At 73.0% G+C, this 18,175-nt stretch carries 13 protein-coding genes; 9 read left to right on the forward strand and 4 right to left on the reverse strand.

Annotation, left to right across the window (positions count from 1 at the left end; genetic code table 11):
• Positions 1-1,086 carry a FecR family protein gene (locus tag H6G99_RS05040; RefSeq protein ID WP_190610315.1) on the forward strand — a complete coding sequence of 362 codons (1,086 nt, stop codon included), beginning with the start codon at positions 1-3 and terminating at the stop codon, positions 1,084-1,086.
• On the forward strand, positions 1,086-2,984 hold the full coding sequence (locus tag H6G99_RS05045) for an adenylate/guanylate cyclase domain-containing protein (RefSeq protein ID WP_286190990.1): 1,899 nt from the start codon (positions 1,086-1,088) through the stop codon (positions 2,982-2,984). Before H6G99_RS05040 ends, H6G99_RS05045 begins: the two co-directional genes overlap by 1 nt.
• On the opposite strand, the gene speA is transcribed toward H6G99_RS05045, so the two are convergent.
• Together speA and H6G99_RS05055 are read right to left on the reverse strand one after the other, a co-directional pair.
• Entirely contained in the window at positions 2,969-4,981 is a 2,013-nt protein-coding gene (gene speA / locus H6G99_RS05050) for a biosynthetic arginine decarboxylase (RefSeq protein WP_199296978.1), read from the reverse strand. The two genes, H6G99_RS05045 and speA, sit on opposite strands and share 16 nt — an antisense overlap.
• A gap of 17 nt (positions 4,982-4,998) precedes the next feature.
• Positions 4,999-7,155, reverse strand: a complete 2,157-nt coding sequence (locus H6G99_RS05055) for an FUSC family protein (protein ID WP_190610319.1) — start codon at positions 7,153-7,155, stop codon at positions 4,999-5,001.
• Between the two features lie 107 nt (positions 7,156-7,262).
• On the opposite strand from H6G99_RS05055, the gene ndk reads away from it, so the two are divergent.
• The 3 genes from ndk (at position 7,263) to H6G99_RS05070 (ending at position 10,301) form a co-directional block, all read left to right on the forward strand.
• Positions 7,263-7,721 (forward strand): nucleoside-diphosphate kinase, encoded by a 459-nt coding sequence (gene ndk / locus H6G99_RS05060; protein WP_094585713.1) that lies wholly within the window; start codon positions 7,263-7,265, stop codon positions 7,719-7,721.
• A 70-nt stretch (positions 7,722-7,791) separates the two neighbouring features.
• Positions 7,792-8,460 carry a FecR family protein gene (locus H6G99_RS05065; RefSeq protein WP_233133943.1) on the forward strand — a complete coding sequence of 223 codons (669 nt, stop codon included), beginning with the start codon at positions 7,792-7,794 and terminating at the stop codon, positions 8,458-8,460.
• Positions 8,460-10,301: an adenylate/guanylate cyclase domain-containing protein gene (locus H6G99_RS05070; protein ID WP_190610321.1), complete on the forward strand. Its 1,842-nt coding sequence runs from the start codon at positions 8,460-8,462 to the stop codon at positions 10,299-10,301. The genes H6G99_RS05065 and H6G99_RS05070 overlap by 1 nt, the downstream gene beginning before the upstream one ends.
• Here H6G99_RS05070 and H6G99_RS05075 read toward each other — a convergent pair.
• Positions 10,298-11,431 (reverse strand): FAD-dependent oxidoreductase, encoded by a 1,134-nt coding sequence (locus H6G99_RS05075; RefSeq protein ID WP_502707671.1) that lies wholly within the window; start codon positions 11,429-11,431, stop codon positions 10,298-10,300. The genes H6G99_RS05070 and H6G99_RS05075 overlap by 4 nt on opposite strands.
• 119 nt (positions 11,432-11,550) lie before the next feature.
• On the opposite strand from H6G99_RS05075, the gene gatB reads away from it, so the two are divergent.
• Positions 11,551-13,032, forward strand: a complete 1,482-nt coding sequence (gatB, locus tag H6G99_RS05080) for an Asp-tRNA(Asn)/Glu-tRNA(Gln) amidotransferase subunit GatB (protein WP_190610322.1) — start codon at positions 11,551-11,553, stop codon at positions 13,030-13,032.
• Here the strand turns inward: gatB and coaE are convergent.
• On the reverse strand, positions 13,010-13,630 hold the full coding sequence (gene coaE, locus H6G99_RS05085) for a dephospho-CoA kinase (RefSeq protein ID WP_190610324.1): 621 nt from the start codon (positions 13,628-13,630) through the stop codon (positions 13,010-13,012). The two genes, gatB and coaE, sit on opposite strands and share 23 nt — an antisense overlap.
• 132 nt (positions 13,631-13,762) lie before the next feature.
• Here coaE and H6G99_RS05090 point away from each other — a divergent pair, with 132 nt between their 5' ends.
• The 3 genes from H6G99_RS05090 to H6G99_RS05100 all read left to right on the forward strand — a co-directional run bounded on the left by H6G99_RS05090 (position 13,763) and on the right by H6G99_RS05100 (position 18,174).
• A complete protein-coding gene (locus H6G99_RS05090) occupies positions 13,763-16,477 on the forward strand; it encodes a cyclic nucleotide-binding domain-containing protein (protein ID WP_190610325.1) in 2,715 nt (904 codons plus the stop codon).
• Positions 16,478-16,481: 4 nt separating this feature from the next.
• Positions 16,482-17,717: a bifunctional glutamate N-acetyltransferase/amino-acid acetyltransferase ArgJ gene (gene argJ, locus H6G99_RS05095; RefSeq protein ID WP_190610327.1), complete on the forward strand. Its 1,236-nt coding sequence runs from the start codon at positions 16,482-16,484 to the stop codon at positions 17,715-17,717.
• A 103-nt stretch (positions 17,718-17,820) separates the two neighbouring features.
• On the forward strand, positions 17,821-18,174 hold the full coding sequence (locus H6G99_RS05100; RefSeq protein WP_190610328.1) for a hypothetical protein: 354 nt from the start codon (positions 17,821-17,823) through the stop codon (positions 18,172-18,174).
• Position 18,175 lies beyond the last annotated feature (1 nt).

Consider the following 18,175-nt stretch of genomic DNA (forward strand, 5'->3'; position numbering starts at 1 on the left):
GTGATCCGACCCCACCGGCTTCTGTTGACGACCCTGGCGGCGGCCCTGGCCTGGCCCAGCGCCAGCGTGGCGAGCCCGACTGGATCGGCCGTCGTGCAGGAGATCCTTGATGGCCGGGAGCTGTACATCGAACGGCGCCAGGCCCAGGTGCAGGAGCGGGCCTTCACACCCGAGCTGGTCCGCACCCAGAAGAGCCGCGGCCAGCTGGGCTTTGCCGGTGGTGCCGCCGGCCGCCTCAACCGCTTCACCCAACTGCGCCTCGGCAGCACCTGTTTCCTGCTCAGCAGCGGCCAGATCCTGGTGTCCGGCCAGCAGAACGGCTGCACCCGCTCCTCGCGGCTGAGCACCCGGGGGACCAACTACGTGATCACCCTCCTCGACGGCGGCGAGCAGGAGGTGGCGGTGCTGGAGGGCTCGGTGGAGCTCCAGCCCCTGGCCGATGGACGGCCCCTGCCTGGGGCGCCGATCCTCGTGGCGGGGGGCACCAGGGTGCGGCTCTCCAGCCAGGGGGCCCTGCTCGGGCAGCGACCGCTGACGGCGGACGACTATGCCGCCATCCTCCGGGGGCCCCTGTTCGAGGGGTTCACGGCCCCCCTGCCAGGCATGGCGGCCCTGGAGGCCTTTGTGGAGCGCCGTTTTCCCGGGGTGATCCCCACCGCGCCCAGGCCGTCGGTCAGCCGTGACCCCCTGGTGGAGATCATCAACCGCTACCGGGCCCAGGCCGGGCGCCCCGCCCTGCAACCCCTGCCGGCGCCCCTGGCTGCCCAGAACGCCGCCTATCTGGCCCCGGTGCTCGAGGGGGTGCTGGCCAGCCGCGACTGCGACCACGACCGCTCCCGCTGGGGGGCGTTCCAGGAGCGGATGGCGGCGAAGGGCAGGCTCATGCCCACCAGTGAGGTGATCGCCTGCCCGATGCCGGCCGCCGCCTGGAATCCGGAGGTGATCGTGTCCCGCTGGATGGGCTCAGCCCTGCACACCCAGATCCTGATCAACCGTCCCAAGGCCCGGGCCATCGACTGCGTGCGGCTGGAGCGCTCCGGCCGGGCCGTCGCCATCTGCACGCTCTGGAGCCCGCTGCCGCGATGATGGCGCGACGCCGCACCTTCAGGGTCCTGGTGGTGGTCGTGCTGGCCTGGGTGGGGGTCAGCTCCGGCTGGCCGGGGCCCCGGATGCGGGTCTGGGAGCGGGGGGTGGAGCAGCAGTTGCTGCTGCTTCGCGGCCCGCGCCGACCACCACCCAAGGTGGTGCTGGTCACGGTCGATGACGCCACCCTCCAGCAGGGGGACTGGTTCGAGGAGGAAGGCAGGATCCCGGAATGGGCGAAGGGCGTCGGCAGCCTGCCCTGGCCCCGGGCCACCTACGGGATGGTGGCGGAGAAGCTGCTGCAGGCCGGCGCCAGGGCCGTGGCCGTGAATGTGGTCTTCGAGGGGCCCAGCGGCAAGGGGCCGGCCGATGACGATGCCCTGGAGCTGCGGCTGCGGCGCTACCCCGGCCGGGTCGCCCTGGCGGCGGAGATGCTCGAATCCAGCGACACCCAGGGAGCTGGAGCCCTCACCTTCGTGCGGCCGGAGCGCTTCCTGGCGGCCATCGGCGGCACCGGCTCCCTCGGGCTCACCAACATCCTCGCCGGCACCTCCAGCGAGCCCAGCCGCCACCCCGAGGCCTATGCCAGCGGCGTGCTCCCCGCCCGGGGCGCCGAGGGCCACAGCGCCCTCTCCTCCACCCTGCTGCGGCTGGGGGGCCAGCGGAGCCGCCAGGATGACCGGGCCAGCGCGCTCAATTTCTATGGCCCGGAGGGCAGCTTCCAGCGCCTGCCGGCCTGGGAGGTGCTCGACCCCGCGCGCTGGAAGACCCATGCCCTCCGCAAGGAGATCCAGGGGGCGCTGGTGCTGCTCGGCCCGGTGGTCGCCCAGGGAACCGACGGCTACCCCACCCCGTTCGGCACCCTGTCGGGACTGGAGGTGCTGGCCACCGCCACCGCCAACTCGCTGCAGGGGGACGGGCTGCAGCCCTGGCCCCGCAGTGCGCCGGGACGGGCCCTGCTGGCCCTGGTGCCGCTGCTGCTGGTGCTGGGGGCGGCCCGGCGCTGGACGGACCTGCGCTGGCGCCTCGCCCTGGTGGTCCTGGTGCTGGTTCTCCAGGGGGCCCTCGTCGCCGTGGCGCTGCAGCAGGCCAACCGCTGGCTGCCGCTGCTGGCGCCCTCCTCGGGCCTGGTCCTGCTGGGCCTGCTCTACGGGGGGGATGCCTACCTGCGGGAGGGGCAGGAGCGGCGGCGGCTGCGCCGCACCTTCGAGCGCTACGTGGCCCCCGGGGTGGTGGCGGAGATCCTCTCCGACCCGGAATCGGCCCAGGGCATCCTGCGCGGCCGCCTGCTGGAGGTGACCGTGCTGATGACCGACATCAAGGGCTTCACGGTGCTCACCAAGCAGCGCAGCGGCGAAGGCCAGAGCGAGCTGCACGTGCTCCAGCTCAACGAGTATCTGGGCGCCATGGTGGAGGTGGTGATGGCCCATGGCGGCACCGTCGACAAGTTCATCGGCGATGCGGTGATGGCGGTCTTCGGCTCACCGGTGAGCCGGGGGGTGGCCGAGGAGGCCAGCCAGGCGGTGCGCTGCGCCCTGGCCATGCGGACGGCCCTGGCCGGCCTCAACGAGGACTGGGCGCGGCGGGGCATCGCCACCCTCGACAACGGCATCGGCCTGGCCAGCGGCCAGGTGATGGTGGGCCAGATCGGCAGCCCCAAGCGGATGGAGTTCACCGTGATCGGCGACACGGTGAATCTGTCGGCCCGGCTCGAATCGGCCACCCGGACTGTGGACGCGGCGGTGGTCTGTGACGCCCAGACCGCCAGCCTGATCGCGGCCGACCCCGGTCTGGCGGCCCGCTCCCTGGGCCCACAGGCGGTGAAGAGCCTCGGGGAGGTGGAGATCTTCACCGTCGCCCTGGCGGATCAGGTCGTGGCCGGGGATCAGGCCTCCAGGTAAGTCGTCTGCTCCAGGCTGGCCTTCAGGTGGGCCATCAGGCGACGGGCATCGCTGATCGCCAGGTCGCCCCGGCCGATCGCCTGCTCGCTGGCCAGCCGCAGCCGCTCCAGCAGCAGGTCGGGGTCGTGCTCCATCGCCTCGAGCACCTCGGCGTTGGTGTTGCCCCGCACCACGTGGTCGACCCGGTAGCCGCCGCCGGCCGCCAGCCGGATGTGCACGGCGTTGGTGCTGCCGAACAGGTTGTGCAGGTTGCCCATCACCTCCTGGTAGGCGCCGCCGAGGAACAGCCCGATCCAGTAGGGCTCGCCGGGCCGCAGGCCGTGCAGTTCCAGCAGGGGCTTGACCTGGCCCCGGTCGATGAAGCGGGCGATCTTGCCGTCGGAATCGCAGGTGAGGTCGGCGAAGCTGCCCAGGCGGGTGGGGCGCTCGTCGAGCCGGTGGATCGGCAGCACCGGGAAGAGCTGGTCGATCGCCCAGGTGTCGGGCGCCGAGCGGAACACCGAGAGGTTGGCGTAGTAGGTGCCGGCCAGCGCCGCCGGCAGGGCCTGCAACTCCTGGGGGATCACGGTGCCTGGGGGCAGGCCTTCGAGCTGGCGGGCGATCGCCTGGCAACTGGCCCAGGTGAGGCGCTCGGCCGTGGCCCGCTCCGGCAGGCTCAGGTAGCCGAGCCGGAAGGCGGTCAGGGCGTCCTCCTTGAACTTGAGGGCATCGTTCCAGGCCTCCTGGAGCCGTTCCACCACTGCCCGCTCACCGGCGTCGTCCCCTTCAAGACCACCCTCGGCGGCGATCGCCGTGATCAGGGCGTGGGTGTCGCGCAGGTTGCGCAGGATCAGCGCCTCCCCCTCGGCCGGCGGCGGCACCGTTTCGCCGCGGCCGCCGGCCCCGAGCACGTCGAACACCAGCACGCTGAAGTGGCTGGCCAGGGCCCGGCCGCTCTCGCTCACCAGGGTGGGCGGGCGGATGCCGTGGGGCTCGCAGCACTCCCGGATCGTGGCGACGACGTCGTTGGCGTAGTTCTGCAGCGAGTAGTTGGTGGAGGCGGCGGTGGCGGTGCGGCTGCCGTCGTAGTCGATGCCCAGGCCGCCGCCCACATCCAGAAAGCCCATCGGCGCCCCCAGCCGGGTGAGCTCGGCATAGATCTGCCCGGCCTCCTGCAGGGCGTCCTTGAGGACGGCGATGTCGTTGATCTGGCTGCCGATGTGGAAGTGCAGCAGGCGCAGGTCGTCGAGCAGGCCCGCCTCCCGCAGGCGTTCCACCGTGGTGAGCACGTCGGGGATCGAGAGGCCGAACTTGGCCCGCTCGCCCACCGAGCTGCCCCAGCGGCCGGTGCTGCGGGCCGAGAGTTTGGCGCGGATGCCGATGAACGGGGCCCCGCCCAGGGCGCTGCTGGCGGCGATGATCCGATCCACCTCATCGGCCTGCTCGATCACCACCACCGGCTGGCGCCCCAGGCGCCGGGCCAGGATCGCCGTCTCGATGTAGCGCCGGTCCTTGTAGCCGTTGCAGATCATCAGGGCGTCGGGATCGTCCAGCAGGGACAGGGCGATCAGCAGCTCGGCCTTGCTGCCCGCCTCCAGGCCGAAGTGCCAGCGGCGGCCGCTCTCCACCAGCTGCTCCACCACGTGGCGCTGCTGGTTGCACTTGACCGGGAACACCCCCTGGTAGCGGCCGTTGTAGCCGTACTGGGCGATGGCCCGCTCGAAGGCGCCGTGGAGACGCTCGAGCCGGTCCTCGAGGATGTCGTCGAAGCGGATCAGCAGCGGCAGGGACAGGTCGCGGCCCTGCAGCTCCCGCACCAGCTCCACCAGATCGAGGGAGCCGCCGCGGTCGCCGCGGGGCTGCACGATCACGTGGCCCCGGGCGCCCACCCCGAAGTAGGGCTCACCCCAGCGGTCGAGGCCGTAGAGGGCCGCCCCGTCGGCGGCGCTCCAGGCGTCGGGCCGTCCGGAAGCGACGGAGGGCACGCCCGGGGGGCTGGTCGGTTCGGCGAACACCATCGCAGCCTTGGTTTGGCTCAGGCCTCAGGCGGGCAATCTAGGCGGGGCGCCGCGGCCGGCAGGCCCTGCCAGTCGCTCCAGGCGGCGACGGCGTCGTGCAGCCCGATCACCGGATCGACGAGCCGGCCCAGCTGCCGGGCCAGGGGGTCGCCGCCGGTGTCCGGGCGGGGGCGCTCCGGCGGGTCCGGGGGCCGGCTGTGCTGCTCCAGCGCCGTGGCCAGGGCCGCCAGCGACGCCGGCAGCCGCTCCCGCAGCGCCCCGAAGCGGGGCGGCAGGGGCCGACCGTCACGGCGGGGATCGCCGCGGCCCAGCACCACCGCGGCGTCGATCAGCCGCTGGCTGTGCAGCAGGAAGGCCATCAGGGGCACCGCCATCGCCCGGTGGGCGGGCTTCTCGCTCAGGAAACGCTGGATGGAGACATGGGCGTTGCCCATCTCCAGGCGCACCTCGGCTGGGGTGGCCAGCGGCCCGGGGGCGGCCTGGGGCGGCTCCTGCAGCCGGTCGAGCACCTGCTGCACGAAGCGGGCATTGCAGCGGAGGCTGGCCGCCAGCCGGGCCGGCAACTGGGACCGTTCCCAGCGCGGCAGCACGAGATGGATGGCGGCCAGGGCCAGGGCGGCGCCGATCAGGGTGTTGGCGATCCGCCACAGGGCCAGGTTCCAGTCCCCGGGCTGGTTGATGTCCTTGTAAAGGACGATCCAGGGGGTGAGGAAGAAGACGAACAGGCCGTAGTTCACCGGCAGCACCGCCATCATCACGAGGGTGAGAGGCACCAGCAGCAACACCAGCATCAGCGGGTGGGGGAAGCAGGTGGCCAGCACGATGGCCAGGATTCCCCCCAGCACGGTGCCCAGCACCCGCTGTCCGGTGCGCGACAGGCTCTCCCCCGCCGAGGGCCGCAGGATCACCGAGACCGTCAGGGTGATCCAGTAGCCGATCGGCAGGGCGAACAGGGTGTAGACGGCCACGGCGGCCGCCGAGGCCACGCCGAAGCGCAGGCCGTGGCGGAACACGCTCGACTCCAGGGTCAGGTTCGCCCGCAGGGTCGCCCAGCCCTGGGCCAGGGCGGCACGCCCCCCGGCGCCTGGAGACGTCGTCGGCGCCTGGGCCGGGGTCAGTGCCGTCAGCGGGATCGCCTCGCCGGCCCCGTCCAGGGTGGCGATCCAGTGGGCCTGGTTCGCCTGAATCTGCCGGTAGGTGTCGCGCAGCGCCGGATCGAGGTCCTCGATTGCCCCGGCGATCCCCTCCAGCTCCTGCCTGAGCTCCCGCAGAGCGGGCAGGGGGCCCCGCCCCAGCAGCGCCTGCTCCAGCTGCAGCAGGGCGTCGACGCAGCGGCCGTTGAGCGCCTGCAGGCGCCGGTGCAGGGGGGATGCCTCCGGCGCCGGCAGGGCCGCCAGCAGGTCCCCCAGGGCCGCGCTGGTCACGAACAGGGCGTCGCTGGTCTCGATCAGGCGGGTGAACGCCCCGTCGGCGGGGCTGGCCCCGAGGCGGCCGCTGCGGGTCTCCGCCAGGGTGGCCCGGGCGCTGCCGAGGGCGTCGCGGACCCTGAGCTTTTCGGTGAAGAGCTGGGCCTCCGCGGCCGGCGGGCCGCCATCGGCCGGGCAGGCCAGACGGTGGTACCGGGCGACGGCCCGATGGGCAGCGGCCAGGGCGATCCGCACGGGCCGGTAGGGCCGCAGCGGCCAGAGGGCGAGCGCCAGCAGGGTGGCCCAGCCCCCGCCGGCCAGGTAGAGGAGCGACCAGGCCAGAGCCTTGGCCGGATCGGGATCGCTGACGTTGATGCCGATCAGGAAGCACCAGGCCGTCACCAGCCCGATCAGGGCCCCGCTGTTGCCGTAGAGGGCCAGCATCCCGCAGCCCAGCGCCACGGCGGCCATCGCCGGAACGCACAGCCAGGGCCAGGCCGCCAGGCCGATGCCGCCGCCGAGGGCCAGGGCGCCGAGCAGGGAGGCGAGCCCCATCGCCGTGGCCTTGGTGCGGTAGGCCCCACCCGTGTCGGCCATGTTCACGTACAGCCCCCCGAGGGCCATCCAGATCAGGGCGGGTTCGTGCAGCTGGGCGGCGGCCAGCAGCGGCGGCACGCTGGCCAGGGTGGTGCGCAGGCCGAGCCGGAGATTGGGCCCGGCCCCCGGCGCCGCCAGCCAGGTGGCGCGCCCAGTTGCTGCTCCGGGCATCCGCGGCGGCCGGGGTGGCCCCGATCGTATGGCGCCCGGCGGTCACGGGGTTGCTTGCCAAGCGGCAGCCCCAGCGCGGACGATGGCCCGAACAACTTCCCTTCCCCATGGCCACCGAACGCACCTTCCTCGCCATCAAGCCCGACGGGGTGCAGCGGGGCCTGGTGGGCGAGATCCTCGGCCGCTTCGAGCGCAAGGGCTTCAAGCTGGTGGGCCTCAAGCAGCTGGTGCCCAGCCGGGAACTGGCCGAGAGCCACTACGGCGTGCACCGGGAGCGCCCCTTCTTCGCCGGCCTGGTGGAGTTCATCACCAGCGGGCCTGTGGTGGCCATGGTGTGGGAAGGGGATGGCGTGATCGCCAGTGCCCGCAAGCTGATCGGCGCCACCAAGCCCCTGGAGGCCGAACCCGGCACCATCCGCGGCGACCTGGCGGTGAACATCGGCCGCAACGTCATCCATGGCTCCGATGCCCCGGAAACCGCCGTCTTCGAGATCGGCCTCTGGTTCCAGCCCTCCGAGCTGTGCGAGTGGACGCCGGCCGACCAGGTGTGGCGGGTCGAGCCCTGAGCGGCCATTCTGGGGACCTTCGGGTCCCCAGGTCATGCTGCTGCGCAGAAGCCTCCGGCCTCCCAGGCTGATGAAGCTGGCGCCCGTGGCCGTGCTGGTCGCCGGCCTTGCATGGGCTCTGCCCGCTGCCGGCCCCCTCGCCGGGGCCACGGCGGCCCCCCGGGTGCCCCGGGTGGTGGAGGTGCCGTCACGGCCGGCCTATGTGATGCCGCCGGCGGCGCCGGAGCGCCCGGCCCTGGTGGGTCAGGTGCTGCGTCCGTCCACCGTGCTGCGCACCGAGAATCCTGGCCGGCTGCAGATCCTGCTGGCCGATGGCCGCAGCTTTCGCCTTGGGGGCAACGCCCTGCTGAGGATCGAGCCGACGCTGCTCGAACTGGTGCGCGGCCGGATCATCGCCTGGATCGCTCCCGGGACGAAGAGTCCCACCCCCCTGCAGATCCGGACCCGGGTGGGCACCGCCTCGATCCAGGGCACCACGGTCTTCATCGAGGACACCGCCGACTCGGTTCTCTTCCTGAGCTGGGAAGGGCAGGTGGAGGTGCGCGCCGATGACGGCACCGTCTACCAGCTGGCCAGCGGCCAGCGGCTGGAGGCCACCCCCGGGGGCTGGAAGGGCCCGCGCCGGATCGACGCCAGCGAGGCGAGGCTGCGGCGGCGCAACAGCGAGCTGCTGAACGGTTTCGGGGCGCCGATGGAGACGCTGCCGGTGCTCGAGCGCGAACTCGGACTCACCCCCTGATGCCCCCCTGGCCCGGGCTGGGGCGCCGGCTCTGGTGGCTGGCCCTGGCCGCCCCCCTGCTGGCGGGCCTCGACCGGGCGCCCCTCACGCCCCTGGGCCAGGGGCCGCGGCTGCTCGACGACCAGCTCCTCCAGACCTTCTTCCTGCTGCGGGGGGCCCGTCCCGCCCCGGCCGACCCGGTGATCCTGGCCATCGACGCCGACTCCCTGGAGCTGGGGGAGCTGCTGGCCCCGGGGGAGCGCCAGGCGTCGCCCCTGTGGCGCCAGATGGGTCCCTGGCCCTGGCCCCGGGCCCTGCAGGCCCGGCTGGCGGCCCATGTGCTCGAGCAGGGGGCGGCCCGGGTGCTGTTCAACATCGAGTTCAGCCAGCCCAGCCGCTTCGGCCCCGCCGACGACCGGGCCTTCGCCGCGACCCTCGCCCCCTGGCGCCAGCGGGTGCACCTGGCGGCGGTCTACGGGGTTCAGGAGGAGGGGGGGCTGGTGCAGAGCCGGCTGCGGCTGCCCATCCAGCCGCTGGGTGCCTCCGGCCTCACCACCCTGCTCCAGTCCCCCCGGGGGGTGGTGGAGGCGGTGCCGGGCCAGGACTGGATCGCTGCCCGGCTGGGCGATTTCCCGCCGCCCCTGCCCCGGCCGATGGCCTTCCTGGTGCGCCCGGCGCCGCCGCCGCCGGCGCCGATGGGGCTCGACTTTCCCGGTCCCGCCGGCACCATGCCCCGCGTTCCGGCCTGGAAGCTGCTGGAGGCACCGCCGTCCACCTGGCGGGGCCGCACGGTGCTGATCGGCGTCACGGCCCCGGGCCTGGGGGACCTGCAGGAGACCCCCTTCGGCCCCATGGCCGGCACTGAGATCCAGGCGGTGGCCCTGGCCAACGTGCTCCAGGGCCGGGGGCTGGGGCGGTTGCCCCTGGCGGGGGACGGGCTGCTGCTGCTGGGCTGGGGCGCCCTGGCGGGGCTGCTGCTGCGGCGCCCCGCCAGCGCCGGCGGCACCCTGCAGCTGGCGCTGGCCCTGGCAGGGACGGTGCTGGTGGCTGGCTGGGCGGCGTGGGCCCTGGCCCTGTTGCGCCTGCCCCTGGCGGCCCTGCTGCTGGCCCCCGTGGCCGGGGGCGGGGTGCGGGCCGTGGGCCAGGGGCTGGCGGAAAGCCGGGAGCGGGCCTACCTGCACCAGGTGCTGAGCCGGCGCGTCTCCCCCACCCTGCTGCGCGACATCCTGCGCAGCCCCGGGCCGGTGTGGAACCAGGCGGTGGGCAGCCGGGCCCGCTGCGCCGTGCTGTTCAGCGACCTGGTGGGGTTCACGCCCCTGAGTGCCGTGCTGGAGCCCGCCGAGCTGTTCGCCCTGCTCAACCGCTACTTCGAGGCCATGGCCGGGGCGGTGCTGGAGCAGGAGGGCCTGCTCGACAAGTTCATCGGTGACGCGGTGATGGCGGAGTTCGGGGTGCCCCGCAGCCGGGGGGATGCCGAGGAGGCCCGGGCGGCGGTGCGGGCCGCCCTGGCGATGCAGCAGCGGCTGGAGGCCCTCAACCTTGAGCTGGCGGCGGCGGGCATCCCACCGATGCGGCACGGGATCGGGCTCCATTTCGGCGAGGTGATCGCCGGCAACCTGGGCTCCTCCCAGCGCCTGGAGTTCACCGTCGTGGGGGCCAGCGTCAACGTGACCAGCCGCCTGGAGGGGCTGACGCGCCTGTTCCCCGAGCACCCGATCCTGGTCAGCGGCGATCTGCTGGCCCTGCTGCCGGAGGAGCTGGAGGTGCTGCCGCTGGGGAGCCACCGGATCAAGGGCTGGCCCGTGCCCCTGGAGGTGTATGCCCTCCAGGGGTTGCGGCCGGCGGCGGCCGGGCCTGGCTAGGCCGCCGCCGGGAACGGCCGGTCCCAGCGGAAGGGCGCCAGCAGGGCGTCGGGCGCCGCACCTGTCCCGGAGCCGGCCGCGGTGATCGCCGCAGCGATCCGCTCCGCCGTGATCGCCGCCAGCAGCACGCCGTTGCGGTGGTGGCCCGTCGCCAGCCAGAGCCCCTCGATGGGTCCGGGGCCCAGCAGTGGCGCGTCGTCGGGGGTGCCGGGCCGGAAGCCCCACCAGCGCTCCATCGGCGGCCAGAGCGCCGCCTCCGGCAGCAGGGCGGCGATGCCGGTCTGCAGCTGCTTCTGGCCTTCGGGGGTGAGGCCGTCGTCGAAGCCGGCCTGCGGTTCACTGGTGGCGCCCACCACCAGCAGGCCGTCCTCACGCGGCACCAGGTAGGTGCCGGGCCCGAACACGACCCGCTCCAGGCTGGCCCTGGGGCCCTGCAGCGACAGCATCTGGCCCTTCACCGGATGCACCGGCAGCGACGGCAGCAGCCGGCCGCTCCAGGCGCCGCAGGCGAGCACCGCCGTGGCGGCGGCGATGGCGTGCTCGCCCCCCTCGGCCCGGCGCAGCCGCACCCCCCGCAGGCACCCGCCGCCTTCGGTGAGCAGCTCCAGCACCTCGGTGCCCTCCTCGAAGCGCACCCCCAGGGCGGCGCAGGCCCGCTCCAGGGCGCGCATCAGGCGGCGGCGGTTGTCGATCTGCCCGTCCTGGGCGAACAGCAGCCCCGCCCGCCAGGCGGGTCCGATCCCCGGCACCTCCCGCTCCAGCCCCGCCCGGTCGAGGGGCTCGCCGAAGGGGGCCGTGGGGTAGGCCTCCCGCTCGGCCGCCCCGGTGAAGGGGACGACGATGCCGCAGGGGCGCAGGCCGCAGGGGAGGCCGCTGTCGGCCTCGATGCGGGCCACCCAGGCCGGCACCCGCTCCAGGCTGGCCTGGCCCAGGGCCAGCATCGGCCCGCTGAGCCCCTCGGCGTGGGGGGCCAGCATGCCCGCAGCCACGAAGCCGGCCGCCTCGCTGCGGCGGCGGCTGAGCACGGTGGTGGAGCGGCCGAGACGGGCCAGCTGGTGGGCGATGGCCAGACCCATCAGGCCACCGCCGAGGATCAGGACGGGTTCAGCGTCGGGAGGGGGGCCAGCCAGGGCGCTCGTCTCCAGCTCGGAAGGCCCCCATTCAAGCGGCCGCCTGCCGCTGCCTAGGATCGCCCCCAGTGCCTCCGGCCGAGCGCGGGGGGCCGACAGCGCCGGCAGGACTCGCGACCATGGCTGAAGCAAAGGAACAGGGGGCCTGGGAGGCCGTCATCGGCCTGGAAACCCACGTGCAGCTGGGCACCGCCAGCAAGATCTTCACCGCCGCCTCCACCAGCTTCGGCGACGATCCCAACACCCACATCGACCCGGTGGTGTGCGGCCTGCCGGGCACCCTGCCCGTGCTCAACCAGAAGGTGCTCGAGTACGCGGTCAAGGCGTCCCTGGCCCTCAACCTGCAGGTGGCCGAGCACAGCAAGTTCGACCGCAAGCAGTACTTCTATCCCGACCTGCCCAAGAACTACCAGATCTCCCAGTACGACCAGCCGATCGCCGAGGACGGCTGGATCGAGGTGGAGGTGGCCGAGAAGGGCAAGGAGACCTACCTCAAGAAGGTGGGCATCGAGCGGCTGCACATGGAGGAGGACGCCGGCAAGCTCGTTCACGCCGGCAGCGACCGCCTGGCCGGCTCCACCCACTCGCTGGTGGATTACAACCGGGCCGGCGTCGCCCTGGCTGAGATCGTCTCCAAGCCGGACCTGCGCACGGGCCGGGAGGCGGCCGAGTACGCCTCGGAGATCCGCCGCATCATGCGCTACCTGGGCGTCAGCGACGGCAACATGCAGGAGGGCTCCCTGCGCTGCGACGTCAACATCTCCGTGCGCCGCGGCCCGGACGCCCCCTTCGGCGTGAAGGTGGAGATCAAGAACATGAACTCCTTCTCGGCGATCCAGAAGGCCATCGATTTCGAGATCGCCCGCCAGATCAAGGCCTACGAATCCGGTGAGCCGGTGGTGCAGGAGACGCGCCTCTGGGATGAGGCCAAGCAGCTCACCAAGAGCATGCGCAGCAAGGAGGGGGCCAGCGACTACCGCTACTTCCCCGATCCCGATCTGGGGCCGATCGAGGTGAGCCCGGAGCAGCGCGAAAGCTGGCTGGCGGAGCTGCCCGAACTGCCGGCGGCCAAGCGCCACCGCTATGCCGAAAGCCTGGGGCTCTCGATCTACGACGCCCGGGTGCTCACCGATGAGCGTTCGATGGCCGAGTACTTCGAGGCGGCGGTGGCGGCCGGGGGCGACCCCAAGGCCGTGGCCAACTGGGTCACCGGCGACATCGCCGCCCACGTGAACGCCAACCGGCTGTCGATCGCCGAGCTGCCGCTGAAACCCGAGCAGCTGGCCGAGATGGTGCAGCTGATCGAGGCGGGCACCATCAGCGGCAAGATCGCCAAGGACCTGCTGCCCGAACTGCTCGAGAAGGGCGGCTCGGTGGCGGCGATCGTCGAGTCCCGCGGCCTGGGCATGATCTCCGACCCGGCGGCGATCGCCGCCATCGTGGCGGAGCTGCTGGCGGCCCACCCGGAGGAGGTGGAGGCCTTCCGCGGCGGCAAGACCAAGCTGCAGGGCTTCTTCGTCGGGCAGCTGATGAAGCGCACCGGCGGACGCGCCGACCCCAAGCTGGCCAACCGGATCCTCAGCGAGCAGCTGAAGGGCTGAGCGCCGCCTCCACCTGCGGCGCCAGGGCCTCCGGCCAGCCCCGGTTGTCGAGCACCACCGTGGCCAGGGCCCGCTTGCGGGCCAGGGGCCACTGGGCCGCAAGCCGGGCGCGGGCGTCGGCCTCGCCGAGCCGATCACGTTCCATCAGCCGCTGCAGCTGCTGGTCTTCGTCGCAGTCCACCAGCCAGGTCTCGCTGCAGAGCGTGTCCAGCCCCGCCTCGAACAGCAGCGGGATCATCAGCACCACGGCCGGCGCCTGCCGCAGCCGCTCCAGTTCCGCGGCGAAGCGCCGGCGCACCAGCGGATGCACCAGCTGCTCCAGCCAGCGGAGCTCGGCGGCGTCATTGAACACGATCCGGCCGAGGGCCGCCCGGTCCAGGGCCGGCAGCGGCTCACCGGGCTCCCCCGCTCCCTCCGCCACCACTCGCTCGCCGTAGCGCTCCGCCACGGCCCGGGCGCCGGGGCTGCCGGGGGCCAGGGCCTCGCGGGCATAGACATCCGCATCCAGCACCGGCAGGCCACGGGCGGCCAGAAGGCGTCCCACCGTGCTCTTGCCGCTGGCGATGCCGCCGGTGAGGCCGATGCGGCGCTGTGCCATGGAACGGTTGGGTGGCAGCGGTGGCTGGAGGCGTCGTCGTCGGGACGACGGAACGTGAGCGTTCGCCCGGGTCTGCGGACAGATCCGCCGGTGCGCCGCAAGCTAACGGCTGGCCCGTCCCCCGCCGGCGCGATGCAAGTCTTCAGCTCCTGGTCCGAGCAACAGGCCCGCCTCACCCGCTGGGTGCTGCTGGTGGGCTGGCTGGGGCTGATCGTCAGCCTGTTGCTTCCCGGCGTCGATCCCTGGCCGTTCGACCTGGATCGCTGCGGCCCCCTGCTGGAGTGCCACAGCCGGGAGGGCAACCAGATCTTCTGGGGCCTGGTGGTGCCCAGCGGTCTGCTGATCCTGGTGGCGCTCAGCCACGAGGTCTGGCGCCGCATCTGCCCGCTGGCCTTCCTCTCCCAGCTGTTCCGCGCCCTCCGCTGGCAGCGCACCGTCCCCGGCAAGGGCGGCCGCCGCGACGTGGTGAAGATCGAGGCGGACTCCTGGCTCGGACAGCATCACGTGCAGCTGCAGTGGAGCCTGTTCATCGCCGGTCTCAGCCTGCGGCTGCTGGTGGTGAACAGCAGCCCCCTGGGACTGGGGCTGTTCCTGGCGCTCACGGTGGCGGCGGCCCTGGCGGTGGGCTGGGCCTACGGCGGCAAGGCCTGGTGCCAGTACTTCTGCCCGATGGCGCCGGTGCAGGCCGTGGTCACCGGCCCCCGCAGCCTGCTGGGCAGCCCCGCCCACCTGGAGACCACCTCCCGCATCACCCAGTCGATGTGCCGCACCATCGGCGAGAAGGGCAAGCTGCAGAGCGCCTGCGTGGCCTGCCAGGCCCCCTGCATCGACATCGACTCCGAGCGGGCCTACTGGCAGACCTTCAGCGGCAAGAAGGGTCTGGCCTGGGCCTGGGCCTCCTATCCCGGCCTGGTGCTGGCCTTCTTTCTGCTGATCCGCGCCGCGGGGCCCGGCGGCATCGACTATCTGCGCAGCGGCCTCTGGGCCTATGACGCCCGCGCCGTCGATCAGATCGCCCAGCCCCTGGTGCTCTGGGGCTGGGACAGCGTGCTGCCCCGCTGGTTCACCATGCCCGCCCTGCTGGTGCTGGGCGGCGTCCTCTCGGTGGCCCTGTTCGGGGCTCTGGAGCGCTGGCTGCGATCCGGCCTCGCCGGGCTGCCGGCCGAGCGGGCCGCGGCCGTGGCGGGCCATCGCACCCGCCTGGCCGCCACCTTCCTGGCGGTGAACATCTTTTTCTGGTTCGCCGATCCCTCGCTCGGCCTCCTCGGCCCGAGGGGCGGGCAGCTGATCCGCTCCCTGGTGCTGGTCGTCAGCGGCATGTGGCTCTACCGGGGCTGGTCCCGCGACAAGGCCACCTACACCCGCGAGAGCACCAGCGCCAGCCTGCGCAAGCAGCTGGAGAAGCTGGTGCCGGAGATGGGCGATCTGCTGGACGGGCGCTCCCTGGCGGAGCTCAGCCCGGGGGAGGTGTTCACCCTCGCCAAGGTGCTGCCCAGTCAGATCAGCCAGACCAAGCGCGGGATCTACCGCGAGGTGCTCTCCGACCTGTTCGGCAGCGGCCGGCTCGATCGCGCCGCCGCCCTGGTGCAGCTGGAGGAGCTGCGCCAGTCCCTCGACCTCAAGGAGGAGGACCACCACGCCGCCGTGCGCGAGCTGGCGGTGAGCGATCCCAGGATCCTGCAGCTCGACCATCGCCAGCGGGAGATCCGCAGCCTGCGCCAGGAGGCCGCCGCCGAAGCGATCGAGGATCTGCTCGAGACCACCGGCCTCGGCGACCTGAGCACGGCCCTGGCCGACGGTGACCACGGCGATCGGCTGGAGCGGATCCGCCAGGAGTACGCGCTCGATGAGGCCAGCTGGTCGGAGCTGCTGGCCTCCTTCGGTCCCGCCTCGAGCTTCGCCCGCGAGCGGGCCGAGGAGCAGCTGCAGCAGGTCCGGGACAGGCTCGCGGCCCGCCAGGCCCTGGCGCAGGCCGCCGCCGGCGAACCCCTGCTGCGGCCGCTGCTGCCGGTGATCGACCGCGAGCTGGTCAGCCTGTTCGTCACCGTCGCGCCCTCCCTGCAGCCCTTCGCTGCCGACGACCCCCTGGTGGAGCGCTTCCATGGGCTGCTCCCCCATGTCCCGGAAGGGGTGCTCACCCAGCTGCGGCGCCAGGACCGGGAACGGTGGGCCCCGTCCAGCGCAGAGGCCCCTGCCCCCCTCGACCCGCTCCCCGACCCGGCGGACGTGCTCGATGGACTGTGGCGGGACCCCGATCCGGACACCGCCCTGTGGGCCCTGTGGGTGCAGGACCAGCGGGATCCGGCGCGGGCGGCGGCCTTGCGGCGGGAGCCGAGGGTGGGTCTGCCCAGCAGCGCGGCCCTCGACCGGCTGCGGTCCGGGGAGGGGCTCGCCCTGGGCGGGCGCCTCCGCCGGCTCCTCGAGGTGCCGCTGATGGCGGGATTGTCGCCGGCGGCCTTGATCAACATGCTGCACTGGGGCGAGGAGCGGCAGCTGCAGAACGGCGAGGTGCTGTTCTCGGTCGGCGATTCCCCCGACACCGTGGCGATCCTGCTGGAGGGCCGCTGCGAGGTGCGGCGCCCCTCGGCCAGCGACGGCGGGCTCGAGACGATGGCCCGGATCCACAGCGGCGAACCGATCGGAGAGGTGTCCTTCCTCGTGGACCATCCCCGCCGCGCCGCGGTGCGGGCCATCGACGGACCCGCCACGGTGCTGGTGTTCGAGAGTTCGGAGTTCGAGCAGTTGCTGCAGCAGTCCTCGGAGTTCAACCGCGGTCTGCTGCATACCCTCGCCCTGAGGCTCGAGGACTCCTACGGCAAGCTGGGCACCACCAACGTCCCCCGCTGAGTCCGTGACCCCTCCCTCTCCGTGGCAGCCGATCCCCGGAGGCGTCACGGCCCCGGAGGGCTTCCTGGCCGCCGCCGTCACCGCCGGCCTGAAGGCCTCCGGCCGGCCGGATCTCTCCCTGCTGCTCTCCCCGCCCGGCGCCGTCTGCGCCGGCACCTTCACCACCTCGCTGGTGCGGGCCGCCTGCGTGGATCTGTGCGCCGAGCGCCTGACGGCCGGCGGCGGCCACGCCCGGGCGGTGCTCACCAACTCCGGCCAGGCCAACGCTTGCACCGGTGAGCGCGGCCTGGCCGACAGCCTGCGGGCCACCGCCGAGCTGGCCGGGCGGCTGGGCCTGGCGCCCGAAGAGGTGCTGATCTGCTCCACCGGCGTGATCGGCGTGCCGATCCCGATGGAGGTGCTCGTGGCGGGCCTCGATCCCCTGGTGGCCGCCCTCGGCCCCACGGGAGGCGGCGCGGCGGCCGAGGCGATCCTCACCACGGATCTGGTGGCCAAGGAGATCGCCCTGGAGGCCCAGCTGGGCGGCCGCCTGGTGCGGATCGGCGGCATGGCCAAGGGCTCGGGGATGATCCACCCGGACATGGCCACGATGCTGGGCTATCTGACGTGTGATGCCGGCGTGCCGGCCGACATCTGGCAGGCGATGGTGAAGCGGGCGGTGGATCGCTCCTTCAACGCGATCACGGTGGACGGCGACACCAGCACCAACGACACGTACCTGGCCTTTGCCGCCGGTGAGCCCCTGGGCCCCGAGCACTTCGACGCGCTGGAGGCCGGCCTGACGGCGGTGTCGCAGCACCTGGCCCGGGCGATCGCCCGCGACGGCGAGGGCGCCACCTGCCTGATCGAGGTGCGGGTGGAGGGCGCCGCCGACGAGGCCGGCGCCCGCGCCATCGCCCGCACCGTGGCCGGCTCCTCCCTGGTGAAGTGCGCCGTGCACGGCCGCGACCCCAACTGGGGCCGGATCGTGGCCGCCGCCGGCCGGGCCGGGGTGCCCTTCGACCCGCAGGCCGTGGCCCTGTGGCTGGGGGAGCACCAGCTGATGGCGGCGGGCCAGCCCCTGGCCTTCGACCGCCCCGCCGCCTCCGCCTACCTCAAGGCCCGCGCCGCGGGTGCCTATCTGCAGGACGACACCGTGGCGATCCGGCTGCGGGTCGGCGAGGGCCCGGGCAGCGGTGTGGCCTGGGGCTGTGATTTGTCGGATCAGTACGTGCGCATTAACGCGGATTACACGACGTAGGGGGGCTTCTAGGTTGCTGCTGGGCCTGGCCTGCTGTTTCGCACGAGATGTCGGCACCTTTCGTCGGATGGCAAGAGACTGGGCAGGCACTTAGGCGGGACCGATGCAGCTGATTCAACTGGAGCGCTCTGACTGGAACTTCTTCTGCCCAGCTACTGGCCGGCCTGTGTACCGCGAGGACGGCGAACCCAACACCCCGGCGTTCCGAGGCAGCTGGTGTGACGACCTCCCCGAGGATCCGCTCCATCTGGCGGAGGAGCTCAGCCCGTTATGGGAAGCCCACCTGGAAGCCCAGGAAGCCATCGGTGCTCCCTCAGATGTGGTGGCGTTTCTCCGATCCTTGGATCAGCCGAACTGGGTCGCGTTTGAGATCAGCACATCAGGGATGGCATGCGGACCGGTGTGGAGCACCACCTGGACCGTGCTGGATCTCACGGGCCAGGGGGGTAGAAGCTGAG

Origin of the sequence: Synechococcus sp. FACHB-909, assembly GCF_014698945.1 — a bacterium.
Taxonomy (GTDB): domain Bacteria; phylum Cyanobacteriota; class Cyanobacteriia; order PCC-6307; family Cyanobiaceae; genus Cyanobium.